The sequence below is a fragment of the Chryseobacterium formosense genome (assembly GCF_900116415.1).
In the GTDB taxonomy this organism is placed as follows: domain Bacteria; phylum Bacteroidota; class Bacteroidia; order Flavobacteriales; family Weeksellaceae; genus Chryseobacterium; species Chryseobacterium formosense.
Genome location: NZ_FPAP01000001.1, coordinates 1,192,011 through 1,212,615 on the forward strand (window position 1 = coordinate 1,192,011; position 20,605 = coordinate 1,212,615).

Consider the following 20,605-nt stretch of genomic DNA (forward strand, 5'->3'; position numbering starts at 1 on the left):
TAAGATTTTTACAAATATTTTCCTCCAGTTTCTTAGTAACGACTTCACAAAAAGCTTAATTAAAAAATAAAAAATCACGTATTAATCTGATTATAAGCTCGATAAGGATTAATTACAGTCTTTTTTATTATATTCATTCTAGGGAATAACACATTTTTTTAAAGAAACTCACTGATACTGAATAGAATTACTAATTGATTAAAGTCGAATAACAAAAAAACTGTTCTACGTAAATTGCTTAACATTCTAAAAATATAAGCTTCCATATTGTATAAAAAACCCGTAATTGTTTCTCTCTCATTACATCTCTTAAACTTTTAATCACAGCAGTAAATTAAATCTTAAAAGCTAATTCAAATAATGACTAGACATTATTAGCTGTAGGCAAAGAATTATAGCTCTTCAACAAATCAACTACAGCATTCCAGCAATGCAAAATCCAAAAGATAAATAGCATTCAATAGTAATTTTTTGTTACTTTGTAGTGTATGAAGAAAGAAGAAACTACAACTCTAAAAAAGCTTACTTTTTCTGGTCACGACACGTTTCACTGCAGGCAATTGTGGTTAAAAAAAGGTTATGATTTTATAAAAAACGGGAAAAAATTCGTTGATGACGATGCTGTGATTACATTGGGCGTTGGAAAAAATATGGTTTCAGCTATTCATTTTTGGATGAAAGCATTTGGCTTATTGGATAAAAATGGAAATACTACTGATTTTGCTAATTATATTTTTGACAGTGATAATGGCAAGGATCCTTACTTGGAGGACAATGCCACCTTGTGGCTTCTTCATTATCAACTAATTACACAAAACCTATCATCAACGTATAATTACATTTTCAATGACTTAAGAAAAGAAAGAATTGAATTCACAAAAGACAACTTCCTTTCATTTATAGAAAGAAAATCTTCAGAAGTTGGCTTTTCTCAATTCAACAAAAAAACCGTAAGTACGGATTTTGATGTTTTTCTCAAAACCTATAACAGAACTGATGAGCAGGTAAAGGATCGGGAAGATACTTTTTCAGGTCTATTAACTGATCTAAACTTATTACAAGAAGAAAAAAGGAAGCTAGACGACAAACGGACTGTTACATATTATTCACTTCCGAATACCAACAGAAGTGATATCCCGGAAGAAATAATCTTATACACTATTTTGGATGGTAAGGATTTTCAGAAATCTATCAGTTTCAATACTATCAGTCAAGATACTGATCAAGCAGGATTAGTATTTGCTATCGGTAAATCTGCTTTACTTGAAAAAATACAAGGCGTTATCGCAAATCCCAAGTACAAAAAATATGGTTTAATATTGAACGACCACGCAGGTATAAAGGAATTGCAATTTTCAACAAAACCTGAAAAGTTTGAGGTTTTAAACAATTATTATGGCAACTAAATTCACAACATCAATTAATATAATCCGTGATACAAATAGAGAGATAAATTATATCCCGACACCCAATGCTATACGTATTGCTGACCAAATAGGTAAAGATTACGAACAAGGATTAAGATCATTTAATATTATTGGCTCATATGGAACCGGAAAAAGTTCATTTCTATGGGCTTTTGAGCAGACCGTAAAGAAAAATCGAAATTACTTTGGATTAGATTTGATTAAAAATGCCAAGGTTAAGTTTATAAAAATTGTTGGTTCATTTCGTCCAATAAGAGAGGCTCTTATGGATGCTTTGGATATTGACGCAAAAATGAATTCTCCTGAGAATATATTTACCGAACTATTTAACATTTATCATGACTTGGGAAGCAGTCCCCTATTGGTTATAGAGATAGATGAATTTGGGAAATTTTTGGAATATGCATCGAAAAACAATCCGGAAAATGAACTATATTTTATACAACAGTTTACAGAATTCCTAAATAATCCGGATTTAAATATTCTGTTGCTCACAACTGTTCATCAAAATTTTGATGCCTATGCATTGGGGCTTTCTAAATTACAAAGACAGGAATGGGCAAAGGTGAAGGGAAGATTTAAAGAAATAACTTTCAACGAGCCTATAGAGCAGTTATTATATTTAGCTGCAGAACACCTTGAAGAAAAAGCATCAAGCAATTTTGAGAATGTAAAGATTGACAATATTTTAAAACTGCTGATAGATTCAAAGGTGTTTACCGTAAATGAAAATTACATTAAAAATATTGCTGAAAAAATTTTCCCACTCGAAATTTTTTCAGCCTTTCTAATTACAACATCCTTACAGAAATATGGTCAGAATGAGCGATCATTATTCTCTTTTCTGGAGTCAACGGATCACACTAGCTTATATCAGCATTACATACTAAATAAGGGACTGTACACAATAGCAGACGTATACGATTATCTTATTTATAATTTTTTTTCATTTATAAACTCAAGATATAATCCTGATTTCAGTGGTTGGAAAAATATCAAGTCAACATTGGAACGCGTAGAAAGTTCCTTTGATGAAAACATTGAGGATTATATAAAAGTAGTTAAGACAATAGGGCTTTTATCATTTAATGCAAAGGCGGGTGCTATCTTAGACTATAATTTTTTCAGTCAATATGCAGAACTTTGTTTATCTATTAAGGATGCAGGAAAGTTATTAGCAAATCTGGAAAAGAAGAAAATAGTTTTATACCGAAACTATAGCAACAGATATATACTTGCTGATGGTACAGATCTTGACATTGAAGGAGCTTTATTTGAAGCTGCAAAAAAGATAGAAGAAGAAGTTAAGGACGTAGTAACCTTGCTCAAGAAAAATTATCCCTTAAGTCCTATTCTTGCGAAAAGGGCTATGTTTGATACTGGTGCACCGAGATTATTTGAGTATGTCATTTCTTCGGAGGCTATTACTCAAAAACCCGTAGGAGAGATAGACGGATTTGTAAATCTGATATTTAACGACAGGAATATTCTCCCAGAAATAATCAGTACTTCTAAAGAATGTAAAGAAGCTATTCTTTACTGCTATTACAAAAATTCTGGAGATATACAGGAACTTCTTTTTGAAATCGAGAAGACACAAAGAGTAATTGAAGAAAATCAAGATGACAAAGTTGCTATCACTGAATTGCAAAACATTATAGTGCATCAAAGAAATTTATTGAATTACCGTATTATACATAGTCTATTCATTGCCAACACCCCGGTAATCTGGATATTTGATGGTAGAGAGCACATCCTTCCAACGCAAAAAGATTTCAATAAGTTTCTTTCTGAAATTTGTAAAACGGTTTATGACAAGACCCCATATTTTAACAATGAGCTTGTAAACAAGCATAAAATATCAACATCAATTCATACTGCGAAACGAAATTACTTTAAGGCTCTTGTTCAAAATTGGGATGTTCCACATCTTGGTTTTCCAGAAGATAAGTTTCCTCCTGAAAAAACTATTTATCTTTCACTACTGGAAAATAATGGTATCAGGCTATACGACAATTCTTTGTCATCCATTATAGAGCCACATAATGAAAATGGGTTCAAAAATTTGTGGGACGCTTCTGTAGATTTTATGAATAGTAGTAAAACATCAAAAAGAAGAATTACAGAACTAGCAGATCTATTAAATAATAAACCATTCAAGCTAAAACAAGGTCTTATCGACTTCTGGATACCAACATTCCTCTTTATAAAAAGAGATGAATATGCTTTATTTGGCAGTAACGGTTACATCCCCTATATTACTGAAGAAATTTTAGATTTAATTTCCAAAAGGCCTTTTGAGTTTGAAATTAAAGCATTTGCACTTGATGGTGTAAGGGTGGATATTTTTAATAGCTACAGAACCATCATAAATCTTCAATCAAAGACCAATATCAGCAATGAATCGTTTATAGAAACAATAAAACCATTTTTAATTTTTTACAAAAAACTGCCACTATATTCTAAAATTACCACCAGATTATCGAAAGAAGCCATTTCCATAAGAAAAGCGATTTCAGATTCTAAAGATCCGGAAGAAACTTTTTTTGAAGATTTTCCATCTTCACTGGGATATTCTATAAAGACTCTACAGAACGATAGAACTGCGCTTATACAATACGTTACAAAACTTCAGGACTCCATAAAAGAATTGCGAAATTGCTATGATGGATTAATAGACCGCTTCGAAACATTTTTGCAAGATAAGTATTTTAACAATGAGTTTTCATTTGAAGGCTATCAAGAGGCATTTCAAAAGAGATATAAAAAACTCCACAGACATTTGCTAGTTCATTCGCAAAAAACCTTTGTTATGAGACTAGATTCCAAAATTGACGTAAGGAATGCCTGGTTAAATGCATTAGCTCAGGTTCTAGTCGGGAAAACATTGGAAAATTTCAAGGATGAGGATGAATTGATATTGTATGATAAGTTTCAGGAGATGATTTTATCGTTGGACAGTTTGAATAAAATATCAGAGACCAAATTTGACGAAAGCAAAGAATATGTACTCGACATAAATATTAATTCTTTTCAGGATGGTCCTATGCAAAAGATAATTCGTTTGCCAAAAGAAAAGAATCACGAAGTAACGAATCTTGAAAAAAACATCAAGCAGCTATTATCAAAAGATCGACAAACTGATCTGGCAGCGTTGGCATCTGTTTTAAAACAATTATTAGAATGAAGAAGGTAAGACATTTATTGGGAATCTCAGGCGGTAAAGACAGTGCTGCACTTGCTATCTATATGCAGCAGAATTATCCAAATTTAGAAATTGAGTATTATACAACAGACACAGGGAAAGAACTGAAAGAAACGTATGACCTTATTGATAATCTGGAAAATTATTTAGGAAAAAAAATAAAACGCCTCAAGAGTTATGAAGGCAGCAACGAGGCACCTTTTGATCATAAATTAAAATCTCTGATGGGTTTCTTGCCTTCTGCACAAAACAGATGGTGTACGAAATATCTAAAATTAGATCCTTTTGAAAAATTTGTAGGCGATGATCTTGTTATTTCTTATGTCGGTATTCGTGGAGATGAAGACAGAGAAGGTTATATCTCAAGAAAATCAAATATCCAATCCATTTTTCCGTTCCGGAAAAATATCTGGAGTGAGGATGTGATGCAGAAATTTTTAAATAATTCTAATTTAGAAAATCTAATGAATTTCTATTCATCGCTTGATTTAGGTTCAAAAAAAGATAGAATATTAGAAATTGTAAAAACGCCAATTTCACTCGATTTTCAATTATCTCAAAAATTAAATATCCTATTAGACCTTGGGATTATAGCTTTTAATAATGCTGTTTTCAGTTTCCTGAAAACGACTTCTTATCCTTTAGCGGTTGAAGAAGAATTTCCCTTAATCGAAAATAAAGACATTCTTGTAAGAGATGATATTTTTAAGTTGTTACGAGAGAGCAATGTTGGCGTACCAGGCTATTATGAAAAAATTGACTTTGAAGTGAACGGTCAGATAGGGCAATATGCAAGGAGTCGCTCAGGGTGCTATTTTTGTTTCTATCAACAAAAAATAGAATGGATCTGGCTATATGAACAACATCCGGATAAGTTCCAACAGGCAATAGATTACGAGAAAGACGGGTACACTTGGATTCAGGATGAAACATTGTCTGATCTTATAAAACCCGCAAGGATTACACAAATTAAAGAAGAATATTTAAAGCGTTCAAAAAGAAATTCACAACCTCAATCTCCTTATCTTATTGATATACTAGAAGATGCCGAAGGAGAAGGCTGTGCAAGCTGTTTTATTTAAAATATATGAACAAAGAAGACTCAATATACTTTAACGTAGACGCCGGACTGATTGACCGTTTGGGAAGAGAGCTCGTAGGAAGAGCTGAAACTGCTGTTTCAGAACTTATTAAAAATGCTTATGACGCTGATGCTAAGATGGTCGAAGTTGATTTTATTGACACTCAGGAAAAAGGAGGAACATTGGTCATTCGTGATGACGGTGTCGGAATGACCTTGGATCAGTTACGAAATGGTTTTATGACTATTTCTTCGACAGACAAGATTCATAACCCCAAATCACTTCGATACAACAGAAGTAAAGCTGGTAAAAAAGGAATAGGACGTTTTGCAACTCAAAGGCTGGGTGAAAAATTAATAATAATTACGCAAACCCTCGAATCTGACGACGCTATAAAATTAACAGTCAATTGGGATGACTATAAAATAGACACCGCATTGACCAGTGTTGAAAACAAAATAGAATTCATTCCGAAAGCACGGAAAGAAGGAACAACACTTATTATAGAAAATTTAAGAGAATCGTGGTCCGAGGCAGATCTTCGCAGGGTTTACAGGTATGTTTCTGATTTGTTGCAACCCGATTATATCTCAGACAGAAGTAAAGAATTGGGCTTGGCAATAAACTCTGACGAATTCTTTAAAGTAGTTTTCAGACAAATTTCAGATAATCAGCCAAAAATAATAGCCGATACAAACAAAATGCTTCTCAGCAAGGCTCTAGCTGTAATAGAAGGCTATGTTGACAGTTCACAAGACGGATATTGTATGGTTACAAGCAATAGTTTGGACCTTAGTGATGATATTATCGCTATTTATAATTCGGAAAAAACACCAAAATTTCACAATCTTGGTGAGGTGCATTTTAAAGTATATTATTTTATCTATCAAAGAGAAAAATATTATGCTGATGGTATTTCGAAAACAGAATTATCAAATATTCAAAAAATAGCTAATGAACAAGGTGGAATAAGATTGTACCGAAATGGTTTCCGCGTCGTTCCTTATGGTGAATCTAATAATGACTGGTTACATATCGATAAGCGATACTATAATGAATCAGGAACCAATGCTCCTTTTGGTAATCGTAATGTTTTCGGCTTTGTAGAAATTATTGATTCTAACGGTAATCTTTTTGAAGAAACTGCAAGTCGTGAAGGTTTAATAGAAAACTATGCCTTTCGGGAACTTACTACATTTTTGCACAAAGCTCTGATGGCAGGAAGAGATAGAATTCGATATGCAGTAGAAAAGTTAAAAAAGGAGGTATATCAGAATAATCCTTCCTCTACAAATCAAAATGAACCTCCGAAGACAACTTTTGAGAAACTAGAAGATCTGTTTAAAAATGTTGACGACCTTGTTAACAATTCCTCTTCGGACAAAAGTGTGGCAACACAAAACTTAAAGCAGAGTACTCAAAAAATAGTTAAAGAGTTAAAAGGAGATTTCCAATCTATAATAGACGAGCTGGGGATGTTAAGAGTTTTGGCTGGTTTGGGATTGACAATTGGAGAGTTTACTCACGAAGTAGTCCAGTTCACTCCATCAATAATGGGTGATTTAAGTGTTTTAGGAAATCAGAATCTGAATGATAATGGAATTCAGTCATTGGAAAATCTTAAAAGAACCATACACCTATTCACATCTTACACCTCCTATTTTAATGCAACAGTGTCCGCTAATGTCAGTCGAGAGCTAAAGCCTCAGGATGTAGAAAAGGTAGTATCACAATTTAGAAAAGTCATTCAGGCAGATTTAGAAAAATTGAATATTGAATTGGAAATTGAAACATATGGTTACGATCTGGTTTCGCTACCAATGCATTCATCAGAATGGACGTCAATTTTATTCAATTTATATACTAATGCAAAAAAAGCCATTAGAAGAAAGTCGACTGATGGAAAATTAAAAATTGTAGTAGGAAAAGAAGGAAAATATGTATATTTAGAATTCGCTGACAATGGTGACGGAATCCCCGTAAATAACAAAGCCAGAATCTTTGATGCTTTTTTTACCACCTCCTCTCCTGTTGGGTTTGATGCTTCTGATGATGAAAAATTAACAGGTACGGGTCTTGGGCTAAAAATTGTTAAAGACATCATTCAGACGTACGGAGGTTCGATTGACATTATTGACCCAGAAACTGGATATGCAACATGCTTTAAAATTGAATTACCATTGGCAACTAATAAACAAAGAGAAGAATATGAACAATACGATGTATAAATATTTATATATTGACGATACCAGAGAGCGCCTGGAAGAAGGAATGATCAATGCATTGCAGGACAATAGCAATATAGAAATCACATTTCGAGGACCCTCTGACTGGGAAACTATTATAGAGTATTTAAAAACAGAACTACCTAAGCATAATGGAATCATATTAGACCTTAGATTAAATGATATAGCATACGCGAAAGGAAAATATGCGCAGTATAAAGGAAGCACGGTTGCGCAAGAATTAAGATCATTAACTAAAGAAGGACTTTTAAATGATTTTCCAATGATTTTGTTTTCCGGAACCGATAAGTTAGATCATTATCTTGATCCTACAAGCAAAGATCTTTTTGATAAAATCGTCGACAAAACTAAAATCGAACAACCTGGATACTTCAATTATGAAGATTTTAAGATAAAGCTTAAATGGTTAGCAGACGGATATAGTTTTTTAAATGATTTAAAAAATCGTTCTGTCGAGCATATTTTCAAGATGGATGATCTTACGTTTTTTGATCCAAGGTTTATAGATCATTTCAATTCTCTATTGACAAAACCAATACACATAGTTGCTCATTTTATTATAAAGGAAGTTATAGGGAAACCCTGCTTTCTAATAGATGAAAATTATCTTTCTGCTAGAATGGGAATAGATAAGCAATCGGAAGATTGGTCTGCATTTCTTGAAAAAATCTCAGGATGTAAATATACAGGTGCATTCTCAAACTATTTTGATCGCTGGTGGATGCCTGCAATAAATAAATTTTGGCAAACAGAAATTTCAACAGAACAAAGCTTAAGAACATTAGGAAGCCCGAAACGTATAGAGCTCTTGATAGAAAAAACTGGATTACAGAATTTAAATCCGCTTAGCAAGACTAAAAATGCAAAAAGTGAATCTTTCTGGGTCAGCTGTAAAGCTACTGGTATAAGCATTGATACGGTAGACGGATTCATATTAGCAGGACAGGAAAATCGTCACCCATGGCAGGAACCAGAATACATATCTTCAGATGAAGCACTACGACCTACAAAAGATTATTCTGTTTCCATTACTGAAAGACCAAGATTAGAGAAATTAAAAAATCTTTTAGAAAAAAATGAGCAGCGAATTAGAAAATAAAATCATTGGTTCTGATCTCTGTAAGTTAGCAGATCTTCTACAACAATATAATCTATGTAGTGATGTTTCTCCATTACAGAATGCAGGTATTCTGTGCCTTCATTCTGCAACAGAGCATTCTTGGGAGTACAGTATGGCAAAAATGGTTTTCAGAGCGGACGAAGTAGGCGGACGTATTCCTTTGGAGTCTGAAGATTTCTCAGTTTCATTAACAGTAGAAATCCAAGGCATAAGTTTAACAGATGAGCTAAAGGATCCTCTTACAAAATTATTTTTTGATATAGAGATTGAGGGAATTCACTCTTTAGATTGTAGAGATTTATATGCATCTTGGCACTTAGATAGGCATATAGGTAAATCCACTGATGCTAAAACTAAATATTCTCATCCGTTTTATCATTTTACGTTTGGGGGTGATAAGATGGAGTGCAAGGGAGATATGTTCGGTGGAACTCTAATACTACCATCACCGAGAATTGCATATCCCCCAATGGATGCAATTTTAGGAATTGATTTCATTCTGCAGAACTATCTACATAAAGATCAGTTGAATGCAATAATTCAGGATTCAGAATATACAGAAATAATCCGAAGGGCTCAGGAGCGTTTACTAAAACCCTATTTTTCATCTATAATGTCCTATTGGGATAAGGCGACCTATACACCAGTCGTCGACTTTAGTTGTAATAAATTATTTCCTTTATTTTATTAACATTGTAATACTACTATACATAATATAAATACTTTTTTAGTTTGGAGCTTGACAATTATCTCTGCTTATTTTATACGTTGCGCATAAATTGATGTATTCTTTCCATAAAAACAAAGATATCTTTGTCAGTGGTGTTCCTCCCCATAGATATACGTATGCTTCCTAATGCATCTTCATTGGACAAACCCATCGTAGAAAGAACGTGCGATGGCTGGACTAATCCTGCAGTACACGCTGAACCATTACTTACTGCAATATTTTTATTCATCCCGATGAACAATTCTGTGTCAAAATCAGGAATACAAACATTTACTGTATTGTATATCCTTTCGGCATTACCACAATTAATGTAGGCATTGTTAATTTTGAGAAGCTGACTTTCTACTGTATTTCTTAGTTGAGTTAATACGCTCTCATTTTCCTTCATTTCCATTTTAGCTATCTCAAAAGCCTTTTTCAATCCTGCAATTAAAGGTATATTATAAGTTCCGCCTCTCATTCCATTCTCTTGGCCACCACCGTGAATCAAAGGCTGTATTTTATTTTGTTTTGTAATAGAACTATTAATATACAGACCTCCAATACCTTTCGGAGCATACATCTTATGACCCGAAAAACAAAGAATATCAATATTTGACTCTTCAACATCTACCGCTAGTTTACCTACACCCTGCGTTGCATCACATACAAAATATACACCCGATTCCTTTGCAATTTTTCCTATTTCTTTTATCGGGTGTATAAGACCAGTTTCATTATTAACCCACATAAGGCAAATTAACAAAGTATCCTGTCTAATTGTAGATTTCAGCAATTCTAAATCTAAACTTCCATCCCTATTAACTGGCAAATAATCGATCTCATAGCCAATACTTTCTAAATATATACAAATTTCTAAAACAGCTTTGTGCTCTGTAGAACAGGTAATGATATGTTTTTTATTGTTTCCCGGATTAAGTGCCAATCCTTTTAATGCGAGGTTTAGACCTTCTGTAGCTCCAGAAGTAAAATAGATTTGCCTCTTTTCTGTTCCAAATGTCTCAGCAATCTCTAGACGTGCTTCATCCAATATAAATTTTGATTTTTTGCTGAAATCATAATTGCTTGAGGCATTTGCATAATATTCTTCGAAATATGGCAGCATTTCTTGGATAACCCGTTTATCAACGGGAGTCGTAGCATTATAATCTAGGTAAACTATTCCATCATCCATAAACTTATCTTAAAGGTTTAAAGGTATTAATATTAGAGGTAAATAAAAAATCTTGTTTTCAAAAGTCTACTTATTAACAGTATGTATTTTAAGTATAGTTAAAATATAGGATGAGAACCAAAAGCAATAAAAATAATAAATTCTGGAAGGATTGGAGACGATACAATTATTCATATTAAACGCTGATCGATGGTATCTGGTGGAGAACAACACTCGATTTCAGAAACACAAGCTATAAAAAACTCATTCTGATCAACTGGCAAATGCTAGTTGACAAAGACACTAACACGATAACCCAATTTTTACATCAGGGCGTTTATAACGAAGTTCGGGTGAACTCATTTAAATTCTTTGTATTAAGATTTTAATGAACAAACATCCAATCAACGACAGAATTTACTAATTCAATCTTTCTGTTTTTGAGAGAAAATACACCATTTTCGTATTCGCTTTGGTATTTATTTTCTAATATCTTCAATATTACCAAAGGAAATTCCCTGATCAACTTAATAGTTAATGATATATGGGCACAGACTGTTGTTTTCTTTATCATAATTTCAGGATTCATTAATATTTTTCATCCTTTTACCATCAAAAAGTAATAAGTGAAAAATAGATCATGAGGATCTCTTCTGAAATCTATAAAAATGAGGAGAAGAAAGAGTTTTTGGAGAAGAGAAAAAATAGGTGCAGATGATAAGATATGAAGAGAACTGAGTTTTATTTAGCTTAATTATTTTAATATCACAAATGAATGTTACGACAAAAGAAAAAAAATAAAAGGTCATCTCAAAAAAGTAAAACCCAATCAAAAAGATTTGTAGTTGTCAGACAAACATAAGTTTATAGGTAATATCGCGCCAGCCCCCACCAAAATGAAATTATACAGCACTCTTGCTTTGAGGATCTCTCCTGAGCTATTTGAGAATAAATCTATGAGGAAGAATGAAAACAATTAAAATTCAATTGGTACAGTCTTCAATTTTAAATTCCAGCAACCTTTTTTCAAAAACATATAAAAGCCAAGCCCGGCAATGTTTTTGAAATGGGGTTGCTCCATTTTCAGCAAAAATGCGTTTCCGGCCCCAGGGAGGAATTGCATTTTTGCTGCCCGATTTTCTCAGCCAGTTGATTTTAAAACCCAGACAAAGCAACCTGCAAGGTCAATCTTCCTTGCAGGTTACTTAAAATTTATATTTAAATTAACTTATTCCTTACCTCTAGAACTCCCTACAACATTTTCACGACTCTTCTATTTCTTCTTCGGATTCTTAAAAGAAAATACGATTCTCCCTATCGTCTTATCAAAAATCATATATCCTTGATAGGTCTTTCCTTTTCTGCTCTCCAATCCCTTGATATAAGCCACATCCCCTGCCTTCAACTTATCCATCTGCCATCTTCGAAGTTTCTTTCCCCTGAAAGCTAAAGGAACTTCCCTTTCAGAATGATGTCCTTCGCTAAAACCAGAACTTCTGAACTTATTCTCAAACAAAAACTCCACCCATTGCCTATCGGTATTAAATTGCACCATAGCAGAAAAAAGTTTCCCTTTCTTCGACAACATATTTTCAATACACAAAGATTTCCCATCACGAAGCACCTGTTTTTGTTCCAAATCCAATCTCACCCCGCAAAGCACATCAGGAATCCTCACAAATTCCACCCACAATGAGATCAGCTCATTGGTCAGCCTGTCCAAACTTATCAATGACGGAATTATTTCGCCTGTCACCGCATCAATAAGATCCACCACTCTGCCCATATTTCCGGAATTTAAAAGATTAATCCTATCCTCTTTTGTAAACTTGTGACCTTTAAACTTCTTTCTGAAATCCACTTTCTTACAAACCCGATGCACCTTAACGATCAATTCTCCATCATCATCGATCCGCAACTGCAACCGTGCATCAATCTGACTTACCGTTTCCCCATCTTTAAAAAGTACCGGGATCAACATTGGTGTCTTATATCCCTTTAACAAAGAATCCAACGCACCTATCTCTTCCAATTTTTCGCTGTCAAGACCCAATTCAGCGATCGTGTCCCACGGAACATCTTCGATCTGATAGCGGTATTGAGAACTACTATTACTAGTAACTGACCCGTTACTAAACCCCTTCTTCAAAACAGAAGGCTCATTTTCAATGGTTCTCTTATTTCTGATCGCATTGACCGCTTCAATAGACACTTCAACCGCTTTCAGATCTTGTCTCTCACCCTCAGATAAACAATCAATGTACTCTTGTAAATCTATAGCTGTATCGTGTGCCTCGAATTCCCTCACTTTAAAAAATGAATATTCAGAGGGATCTTTCAGCTGATGGTAAAAATCCGAATAGAAGTCCGTAAAAGAATACTCCGCCGAATCGATCCGCATGATTGTATCTACCTTATTACGGTCAGGCTGAAAGTCTATGAGATTTCCGTTGTGTTCGATGCCCTGTACAATTCCAACGGAATTGTTACTGTGACGAAGTACCAATAAAGTACTCACCTCTGAAATTGCCGTGTGATTTCCTATTTTGTTCATGATCTTGATTTTAAATATTATTTGATTCTATTATTTTTCGATTGCATATTATCTTACAACTCATATCATCCCATCATCCGCAAAAGAATAATGAGAATCCGAAGTCAGGATCACATGATCCAGCAACGACATACTCAATATCTTTGCAGCCTCTTTGATCTGTCCCGTCATCTTAATATCACAACTGGAAGGTTTTAAATTTCCTGAAGGATGATTATGGGAAACAATGATCCCTGAAGCATTACAAAGAAGAGCCGCCTGCATAATAATTCTCACATCTACCAAAGTGGAAGAAATACCGCATTCTGATATTTTCTTAATTCCTAAAACCTTGTTCGCCTGATTCAGATACAGCGCAAAAAACGATTCCCTGTAGTCCATTTCCTCCTCATCAAAATGCGCCCTGAAAACATCCACCGCATCTGCTGATGACGATATAGACCTTTCACAATTTCCCTTTCTTGAGTAGCTCAATTTAATTTCGTTCACAATATTGAATTTCATAATTTCCTGCTCCGAGTACGGCGGAGACCTGTTATTCCCGCACTTGCATTTAAAAAAAACCTGTAGATTCTGTAATTGCAGATTGAAGGAAATTTTGACCTTTTTCTATCCTTTATTTGAGCGTATCATCTGATGAAATGAATTATAATTGGATTTGACTAATTGATATTTTATAACATCTGACGAATTGTTTTATAAAAGAATCTGATCAAACGATTTGTAAGAATGTGATCAATTGATTTACACCAATGTCTTTCGAGATATTTTATACTAACATCTGATAAGATAATTTTTACCAAGAGAATAATAAGGATCAAAATTTCAATGAACTGCATTTGCATCTTGTGAGGTTTCTGACTTTTTCTATGCGGATTACCATTCAGGCAGGCACAAGGAAAACTGCAATCAATTCCTTGAAAACAATAAGAAAGAACATTGATGTAAGCCTGAAATATTTTTGCGGAGGTTCTGGGATCTCCGATACCGGATACCCAAAAAGATTTTTTTCCGCAGTGACCACGGAATATATTTGCTATAGAAAATCAGGTAGCCTCATAGGGAATCATTGTATTTGAAATATGATCTGCATTTTGATAAATTCAATAATAAAGAGAAACTTTTGACAGGTCTGTAATATAGAAGGTCTGTTTCGACAGTTGTAAATGCAGGAGCAAAAATCATTGAGATTCATACTACAAAACCTTGTGTACAATTCTTCGCACGCAATAGAAATACTTCATAATATTATAACCAGAACTTCATCAATAAGAAAGTTGATATTTAGAAAATCTCAACTTCTTTTTTTGGTGGCATGTTGTATCTTAGCTAAGCTTTTAATTGAGTCAGATTCATTGTTTAGATTTCTTTGAAATATATTAAAAGCACAGTTTTAAAAAGAATAAAATTTGTAACATTTTTTAATGGAAAACTTCGAAAGATTTATAAAAAAAACCATTAGTATTGATGAAACCGAATTGAAAATTGTACTATCGAGATGCAGAAAAAAGTCGGTTCCGAAAGGAAAATTAGTTCTGAAAAAAGGGCAGATTGCCAATCAGTATTTTTTTATTATTTCCGGCGGTCTGCGTTTCTTTTATGAAGGCCCGACCAGTGAAAATACAACCTGGGTCGTTTTTAAAAATGAGTTTTTCACAGAAATCTCAAGCCTTAATCCGCAAAAACCAACCAGGTTTAACATCATTGCGATCGAAGATTCAGAATTGGTTGTCATCGATAAGAAAGATATGGACTTCCTTTATGGTCACGTCCCTGTTTGGCATGAGTTCGGCAGGAAAATATGGGAGGAAACGACTGTCAGAATGATCGATCAGATTTTGAATTTTCAAACACTCACTGCTGAAGAACGGTATCTGGAATTCGTCAATACACCGGAGATCCTGCAAAAAATTCCTGTCAAACAATTGGCAAGCGTCTTAGGCATCACGCCCAATGCTTTGAGCCGAATCCGAAAAAATATCAAATAAATCATTTACTACCAGATGGTAGTTCTGCCTTCAATAAGACCATTTATCTTTGTATCAAAGTAAAATTGATATGAACGAGAATTCAAATGACATCTCTGATCAATATTCTGATACAGAATTGATCAAGAATCTCCCAGGCTTTGAAAATAAATATATTACCGTCAATGGTATCAAACTACACTATGTTGAAAGTGGAACTGGTAAACCATTGATCTGTCTTCCCGGCTGGCCGCAGACCTGGTATTCATTACAACCCGTTGCGATGCAATTGGCAGAAGAATACCGCGTCATTATTATTGATCTGAGAGGTATGGGAACTTCGGAAAAACCTGAATCGGGTTATGATAAAAAGACAATGGCTACCGATATTCATCAGCTTGTGTTACAGTTAGGTCTTGAGAAAGTCAGTTTGATGGGACACGATATTGGCGGAATGGTTGCGATGAGTTTTGCTTTTAACTTCCCGGAATTCACTGAAAAACTGATCGTTCTGGATGGCTCACATCCAAGTGAAGGAATGTACCAAATGCCACTTATACCTTCTCCCGGAACTTTCAATGAAAAAATGGACGGCAAAATGCCTTATGCGTGGTGGATGGGGTTCAATCAGGTAAAAGGTTTGCCCGAGCAATTGTTGGAAGGCAGATTTCATTTGCTGCAGGACTGGCTTTTTAATTATGTGATGATTGACGAAAGCAAAATGACCGAACTTGAAAGAGCGGTTTATGCAGCAGCTTACAATGATAAAGAAAGCATCCGAGCGTCCAACGCGTGGTATCAGACTTTTCAGCAGGATATTGAGGATTCCAAACATTATCCACAATTGACGATGCCGGTTTTAGGAATTGGAAGCTACATCAGCTACAATTATATGAATTACGGATTGCCTTTTGTAGCTACTGACCTTCAGGTTGTAGGGATTATGGACAGCGGACATTATTTATTTGAAGAAAAACCAAAGGAAGTGCTTGATATCGTACTACCCTTTTTAGCATCGTAAAAAAATAAATATTTATGGAAAAAACAATTTTAGTTGCAGGCGCAACAGGCAATTTGGGAAACAGAATTTGCAGAGAATTAGTAAAACGTGGCGCTACAGTCAAAGCCATTGTCCGTGAATCAACTGATACAGATAAAATAGAAATTCTTGAAAAAATAGGCGTTGAGGTAAGGATAATCGATTTAAATGATGTGAATGCCATAGCTGCAAAATGCGCAGATGCCGACTGTGTCATTTCCGCAGTCGCAGGCTTAGGAGATGTTATTATTGATCTTCAGAAAAAGATTTTAGACGGCGCTATAAAAGCAGGTGTCCCAAGATTTATCCCTTCCGATTTCTGTACTGATTACAATGATCTGAAGGAAGGTGAAAACAGAAATTTCGATTTAAGAAGAACTTTTAAAAAGTACATTGATCAATCGTCTATCCAAGCTACATCTATTTTTAATGGTTGTTTTGCAGATATTTTGAAGTACAACACGCCGATTCTTAATTTGAAGGAAAAAAGTATCGGATATTGGGGAGATAAGGCAGATTGGAAATTGGATTTCACAACAATGGATAATACGGCATCCTTCACGGCAGAAGTTGCTTTGGACGATTCCGCACCAAGAGATCTTCAGATTGCCAGTTTTCAGGTGAGTCCGAATATGATCTTTGAGGATGTGAGACGGATTACCGGACAGGAATTCAAATTACATCAGATTGAAACGTTGGAAAATTTCGCTGAATACATAAAAAAACAAAGAGCGAAAAATCCGGCTGGTGAAAATGAATTGTACGCAAAATTTCAACAAGGTCAATATATGTACTCAATGTTTACTACCCACCATAATAATTTGGAAAATAACCGTTACAAAGGAATTTCGTGGACCACGAGTGTTGATTATTTAAGAACATTCATAAGATAAAAAATTTCACAATTTGATAAATAATTTTAAAAATGCACCTCCATTTATAAGATTTCGTCAGTGACTCATAGCTTAAAATTCGGAAACAGCCACGGTTCTTCATTTGGAAATCCAAGAGTCAAGCATTAGCGGTTGGATCATCATTACCAAAGGCGTTTCTTATAATCCCTGGGTTGGAATTGTTTTTGGAGTTTTGGCATTTGTTATGATTGGATTGGGAAGTTTTTTATAACAATTTAAAAGGAAAAGTTTTAGAGACTAGAGTAATCCTAAAAAAATTATGTTGCCTTTTGAAATCACTCTGCTCTGGAAACAATAATCAAATCCCGATCTCTGTCGGGATTTTGATGTTTTAAGGAATTGCGAAAAATCGTTATATTTAGATTTCTAATTAAAAGACTGTCTAAACTCCAACGGCGAAACATTTGTCTTGGTCTTGAAAAGTTTACTGAACGATTGCGAATGTTCAAAACCCAGTTCATAAGCAATTTCGGAAACAGATAAATTAGTCGTCGATAATTTTTCTTTTGCTTTTTCTATGATCACATTCTGAATGTATTGTTGTGTATTGAATCCTGTTAATGAACTCAACATATCACTCAGATAACGTTGAGACAGTTTTAGTCCGTGCTGATGTATTTCACAGATGGCAATCCATTTTTTAGACTATTTCCTTCTTCAAAATAGTTGTTCAGGAGTTTGTCCAGAGAAGAAATAATATCGTGATTGACTGCTTTCCTCGTCAAAAACTGCCTGTTGTAAAAACGGTTGCTGTAGTTCAACAGCAATTCTATCTGAGACACCAGAACATCCTGGCTGAAGCTGTCAATATTGTTAGCTAATTCAGCAGCTATTGAAGCAAATAAATTGGCTACAACTTCTTTTTCCTTTGCTGATAAAAACAAGGCCTCAGAAACATCGTAAGAAAAAAAACCATATTGATTGATCGTTTTTCCCAATGGATAATTTCTGATAAAGTCCGGATGAAAATACAAAGCAATCCCTTCATAGCTTTCTATTTCTTCCGGTGGAAAAACAATTTGTTTTGGCTTCAAAAATGCCAATCCGCCTTCTTCAAAATCGTAATAGCCCTGTCCGTATTTTATGTTCCCTGTGAAGGTAGGCTTAAAGGAAATCTTATAGAAATCAAGACTTACCTTTTGACCTTTTGGGAACATTTCAACCGAAACATTATTGTAATCCACCAACGTGATTAATGGATGCAACGGCGCAGGAAATCCCAAGATACGTACCAGTTGCGATATACTTTTAATCTGATTAATGTTAGATTGTTGTTCCATTTCGTTTACGAATTTAATCAATTTTGTTTTGACGGACGAATGACGATATCGCCAATTTCAACATCATCCGGCTGGCTCACTGCATACATCACAGCATTGGCTATGGCAATGGGATCTATTGCAATCTGCTCCATTCCTTTCTGAATCGCTGTTTTCATTTCTTCGTTTTTTATGTTGTCCGCAAAATCTGTCTTCACAAATCCGGGCGAAATACCTGTAATACGAATATTTCCGTCTGACTCCTGACGAAACGCCTCTGCAATCGTGCGAACAGCATTTTTAGTTCCCGCATAAACACCCTGCATCGGGACAATCTTTATTCCTGAAGTTGAAATGATATTAACAATATGTCCCGATTGTTGCTGTTTAAAAACAGGAATTGCAGCCGCCATCCCGTACAAAACGCCTTTGAGGTTAATGTCGATCATTTCTTCCCAACCGTCAATATCCAATTCGTCAATGCGACTCAATTGACTGACACCTGCATTGTTTACAATGACATCAAATTTTCCGTACTGTTCAACTGCTGTGTTGACCAACCTGAACAGATCGGCTTTATTCTTTACATCAATTTGAACAAAGGTGGCTTCACCACCTTTGCTTTTAATTTCTTCAACCAATTGTTGCAATTGTTCTATTCGTCTAGCACCCAAAACAACCTTTGCACCATTTTTTGCTAATTCTTCAGCGATGGCTTTACCCATCCCGCTGCTTGCCCCTGTAATGACTACTACTTTTCCTTTAATATTTTGCATTGCTTTTGTTTTTATCTGTCAATTTGTTTTTCTAAAAAATCTGGATAGCGGTCGCCTACAAGCGTAATTCCATTGACAGTTGTATCGATTTTTGCCAAATCATCGGTTGATAATATAATATCTGTACTGCTAATGTTTTCCTCCAAACGATGCAATTTTGTAGTCCCGGGAATTGGTGCGATCCAAGGCTTTTGAGCTAAGAGCCAAGCCAATGCTAATTGACTTGTTGAAATATTTTTTTGTTGGGCAATCTCAGAAAGAGCTTCTACTAAAACCAGATTTGCTTTAATATTTTCTTCGGTGAAACGTGGAATGACATTTCTGCGGTCGACAGCCTCCAATTTTTTGTTGATGATACCGGTTAGGAAGCCTTTTCCCAAAGGACTGAACGGAACGAAACCAATTCCTAACTCTTCTAAAGTGGGTATAATTTCATTTTCCGGTTCACGCCAGAATAAAGAATATTCACTTTGCAGTGCTGATACAGGTTGAATTGAATGTGCTTTTCTGATTGTTGTGGAACTCGCTTCCGATAGTCCGAAATATTTTACCTTGCCCTCCTGTATCAGGTCTTTCACTGTTCCCGCAACATCTTCAATCGGAACATTGGGGTCGACTCTGTGCTGATAAAGCAGATCAATATAATCTGTTTTTAATCTTTTTAAAGATGCCTCGGTAACTGCTCTTATTGTTTCGGGTCTGCTGTCCAGACCTATTGCCGGACTGGCATCTTTACAACCAAACTTCGTAGCGATGACCACATCTTTTCTATAAGGCTGTAATCCCTCGCCAACCAACTCTTCGTTGGTGTACGGTCCGTAGGCCTCCGCGGTATCAAAAAATGTAACACCTCTTTCAACTGCGTTACGTAGTAGTGTGATGGCATCTTTTTTATTAAGACCTTTCCCATCCAGAAAGTTTAAACCCATACAGCCAAAGCCTAATGCGGAAACTTCTAATCCAGTATTTCCTAATTTTCTTTTTTGCATAATTCTTTTATTAATTATTTATACAACTGACTTTAATCTCAGGTACAAAATTCCTGATTGACGTTCTATAAAAAGTAGCCCAATTGGTAATTGTTGTAGTCTAATTTTCAAATAAGCCTCATTTCAAACGAGAGGCTTAGACGA

17 protein-coding genes are annotated in these 20,605 nt (G+C 34.9%); 10 read left to right on the plus strand and 7 right to left on the minus strand.

The window, feature by feature from the left end; genetic code table 11:
- Positions 1–488 precede the first annotated feature (488 nt).
- From BM371_RS05560 to BM371_RS05585, 6 genes are read left to right on the plus strand one after another with little or no spacing between them, the layout of a single operon-like run.
- Positions 489–1,406, plus strand: a complete 918-nt coding sequence (locus BM371_RS05560; RefSeq protein WP_034676673.1) for a DUF4007 family protein — start codon at positions 489–491, stop codon at positions 1,404–1,406.
- A complete protein-coding gene (locus tag BM371_RS05565) occupies positions 1,396–4,614 on the plus strand; it encodes a hypothetical protein (RefSeq protein ID WP_034676674.1) in 3,219 nt (1,072 codons plus the stop codon). Before BM371_RS05560 ends, BM371_RS05565 begins: the two co-directional genes overlap by 11 nt.
- Positions 4,611–5,714, plus strand: a complete 1,104-nt coding sequence (locus tag BM371_RS05570; RefSeq protein WP_034676676.1) for a phosphoadenosine phosphosulfate reductase domain-containing protein — start codon at positions 4,611–4,613, stop codon at positions 5,712–5,714. The genes BM371_RS05565 and BM371_RS05570 overlap by 4 nt, the downstream gene beginning before the upstream one ends.
- 5 nt (positions 5,715–5,719) lie before the next feature.
- A complete protein-coding gene (locus BM371_RS05575; protein ID WP_051882791.1) occupies positions 5,720–7,942 on the plus strand; it encodes a sensor histidine kinase in 2,223 nt (740 codons plus the stop codon).
- The gene (locus BM371_RS05580; RefSeq protein ID WP_131430951.1) at positions 7,923–9,059 is read left to right on the plus strand and encodes a hypothetical protein; all 1,137 of its coding nucleotides are present in this window, start codon (positions 7,923–7,925) and stop codon (positions 9,057–9,059) included. The genes BM371_RS05575 and BM371_RS05580 overlap by 20 nt, the downstream gene beginning before the upstream one ends.
- The gene (locus BM371_RS05585) at positions 9,037–9,771 is read left to right on the plus strand and encodes a hypothetical protein (RefSeq protein WP_034676682.1); all 735 of its coding nucleotides are present in this window, start codon (positions 9,037–9,039) and stop codon (positions 9,769–9,771) included. The genes BM371_RS05580 and BM371_RS05585 overlap by 23 nt, the downstream gene beginning before the upstream one ends.
- Positions 9,772–9,841: 70 nt before the next feature.
- On the opposite strand, the gene BM371_RS05590 is transcribed toward BM371_RS05585, so the two are convergent.
- The 3 genes from BM371_RS05590 to BM371_RS05610 form a co-directional block, all read right to left on the minus strand.
- Positions 9,842–10,984 (minus strand): cysteine desulfurase family protein, encoded by a 1,143-nt coding sequence (locus tag BM371_RS05590; protein ID WP_034676684.1) that lies wholly within the window; start codon positions 10,982–10,984, stop codon positions 9,842–9,844.
- Between the two features lie 1,252 nt (positions 10,985–12,236).
- Positions 12,237–13,517, minus strand: a complete 1,281-nt coding sequence (locus BM371_RS05605; protein ID WP_034677404.1) for a DUF3945 domain-containing protein — start codon at positions 13,515–13,517, stop codon at positions 12,237–12,239.
- Between the two features lie 60 nt (positions 13,518–13,577).
- On the minus strand, positions 13,578–14,021 hold the full coding sequence (locus tag BM371_RS05610) for a JAB domain-containing protein (protein WP_034676688.1): 444 nt from the start codon (positions 14,019–14,021) through the stop codon (positions 13,578–13,580).
- A gap of 920 nt (positions 14,022–14,941) precedes the next feature.
- Here BM371_RS05610 and BM371_RS05620 point away from each other — a divergent pair.
- From BM371_RS05620 to BM371_RS20885, 4 genes are all read left to right on the plus strand, one after another.
- Entirely contained in the window at positions 14,942–15,505 is a 564-nt protein-coding gene (locus tag BM371_RS05620) for a Crp/Fnr family transcriptional regulator (protein WP_034676692.1), read from the plus strand.
- Positions 15,506–15,575: 70 nt separating this feature from the next.
- Positions 15,576–16,505 carry an alpha/beta fold hydrolase gene (locus BM371_RS05625; RefSeq protein WP_034676694.1) on the plus strand — a complete coding sequence of 310 codons (930 nt, stop codon included), beginning with the start codon at positions 15,576–15,578 and terminating at the stop codon, positions 16,503–16,505.
- 14 nt (positions 16,506–16,519) lie between these two features.
- The gene (locus tag BM371_RS05630; RefSeq protein WP_034676695.1) at positions 16,520–17,416 is read left to right on the plus strand and encodes an NmrA family NAD(P)-binding protein; all 897 of its coding nucleotides are present in this window, start codon (positions 16,520–16,522) and stop codon (positions 17,414–17,416) included.
- A 103-nt stretch (positions 17,417–17,519) separates the two neighbouring features.
- Complete coding sequence (locus BM371_RS20885; protein ID WP_262487374.1) at positions 17,520–17,648, plus strand: hypothetical protein; 129 nt, start codon at positions 17,520–17,522, stop codon at positions 17,646–17,648.
- Between the two features lie 155 nt (positions 17,649–17,803).
- Here BM371_RS20885 and BM371_RS20910 read toward each other — a convergent pair whose 3' ends face one another.
- Genes BM371_RS20910 through BM371_RS05645 form a run of 4 tightly spaced genes read right to left on the minus strand, consistent with a single transcriptional unit; the run spans position 17,804 to position 20,461 of the window.
- Positions 17,804–18,010 carry a helix-turn-helix domain-containing protein gene (locus BM371_RS20910; protein WP_316931472.1) on the minus strand — a complete coding sequence of 69 codons (207 nt, stop codon included), beginning with the start codon at positions 18,008–18,010 and terminating at the stop codon, positions 17,804–17,806.
- A 26-nt stretch (positions 18,011–18,036) separates the two neighbouring features.
- The gene (locus BM371_RS05635; RefSeq protein ID WP_316931473.1) at positions 18,037–18,717 is read right to left on the minus strand and encodes an AraC family transcriptional regulator; all 681 of its coding nucleotides are present in this window, start codon (positions 18,715–18,717) and stop codon (positions 18,037–18,039) included.
- 17 nt (positions 18,718–18,734) lie between these two features.
- Positions 18,735–19,472, minus strand: a complete 738-nt coding sequence (locus tag BM371_RS05640) for an SDR family oxidoreductase (RefSeq protein WP_034676696.1) — start codon at positions 19,470–19,472, stop codon at positions 18,735–18,737.
- 11 nt (positions 19,473–19,483) lie between these two features.
- Complete coding sequence (locus tag BM371_RS05645; RefSeq protein ID WP_034676698.1) at positions 19,484–20,461, minus strand: aldo/keto reductase; 978 nt, start codon at positions 20,459–20,461, stop codon at positions 19,484–19,486.
- Between the last annotated feature and the right edge of the window lie 144 nt (positions 20,462–20,605).

What these genes read in the sequence shown, in the direction of transcription:
- BM371_RS05640 (WP_034676696.1), bottom strand. Translation starts at nt 19,472, where the DNA reads ATGCAAAATATTAAAGGAAAAGTAGTAGTCATTACAGGGGCAAGCAGC.
- BM371_RS05610 (WP_034676688.1), bottom strand. Translation starts at nt 14,021, where the DNA reads ATGAAATTCAATATTGTGAACGAAATTAAATTGAGCTACTCAAGAAAG.
- BM371_RS05590 (WP_034676684.1), bottom strand. Translation starts at nt 10,984, where the DNA reads ATGGATGATGGAATAGTTTACCTAGATTATAATGCTACGACTCCCGTT.
- BM371_RS05580 (WP_131430951.1), top strand. Translation starts at nt 7,923, where the DNA reads ATGAACAATACGATGTATAAATATTTATATATTGACGATACCAGAGAG.
- BM371_RS05645 (WP_034676698.1), bottom strand. Translation starts at nt 20,461, where the DNA reads ATGCAAAAAAGAAAATTAGGAAATACTGGATTAGAAGTTTCCGCATTA.
- BM371_RS05575 (WP_051882791.1), top strand. Translation starts at nt 5,720, where the DNA reads ATGAACAAAGAAGACTCAATATACTTTAACGTAGACGCCGGACTGATT.
- BM371_RS05625 (WP_034676694.1), top strand. Translation starts at nt 15,576, where the DNA reads ATGAACGAGAATTCAAATGACATCTCTGATCAATATTCTGATACAGAA.
- BM371_RS05565 (WP_034676674.1), top strand. Translation starts at nt 1,396, where the DNA reads ATGGCAACTAAATTCACAACATCAATTAATATAATCCGTGATACAAAT.
- BM371_RS05635 (WP_316931473.1), bottom strand. Translation starts at nt 18,717, where the DNA reads ATGGAACAACAATCTAACATTAATCAGATTAAAAGTATATCGCAACTG.
- BM371_RS05570 (WP_034676676.1), top strand. Translation starts at nt 4,611, where the DNA reads ATGAAGAAGGTAAGACATTTATTGGGAATCTCAGGCGGTAAAGACAGT.
- BM371_RS05560 (WP_034676673.1), top strand. Translation starts at nt 489, where the DNA reads ATGAAGAAAGAAGAAACTACAACTCTAAAAAAGCTTACTTTTTCTGGT.
- BM371_RS20910 (WP_316931472.1), bottom strand. Translation starts at nt 18,010, where the DNA reads ATGTTGAGTTCATTAACAGGATTCAATACACAACAATACATTCAGAAT.
- BM371_RS05605 (WP_034677404.1), bottom strand. Translation starts at nt 13,517, where the DNA reads ATGAACAAAATAGGAAATCACACGGCAATTTCAGAGGTGAGTACTTTA.
- BM371_RS05620 (WP_034676692.1), top strand. Translation starts at nt 14,942, where the DNA reads ATGGAAAACTTCGAAAGATTTATAAAAAAAACCATTAGTATTGATGAA.
- BM371_RS05630 (WP_034676695.1), top strand. Translation starts at nt 16,520, where the DNA reads ATGGAAAAAACAATTTTAGTTGCAGGCGCAACAGGCAATTTGGGAAAC.
- BM371_RS05585 (WP_034676682.1), top strand. Translation starts at nt 9,037, where the DNA reads ATGAGCAGCGAATTAGAAAATAAAATCATTGGTTCTGATCTCTGTAAG.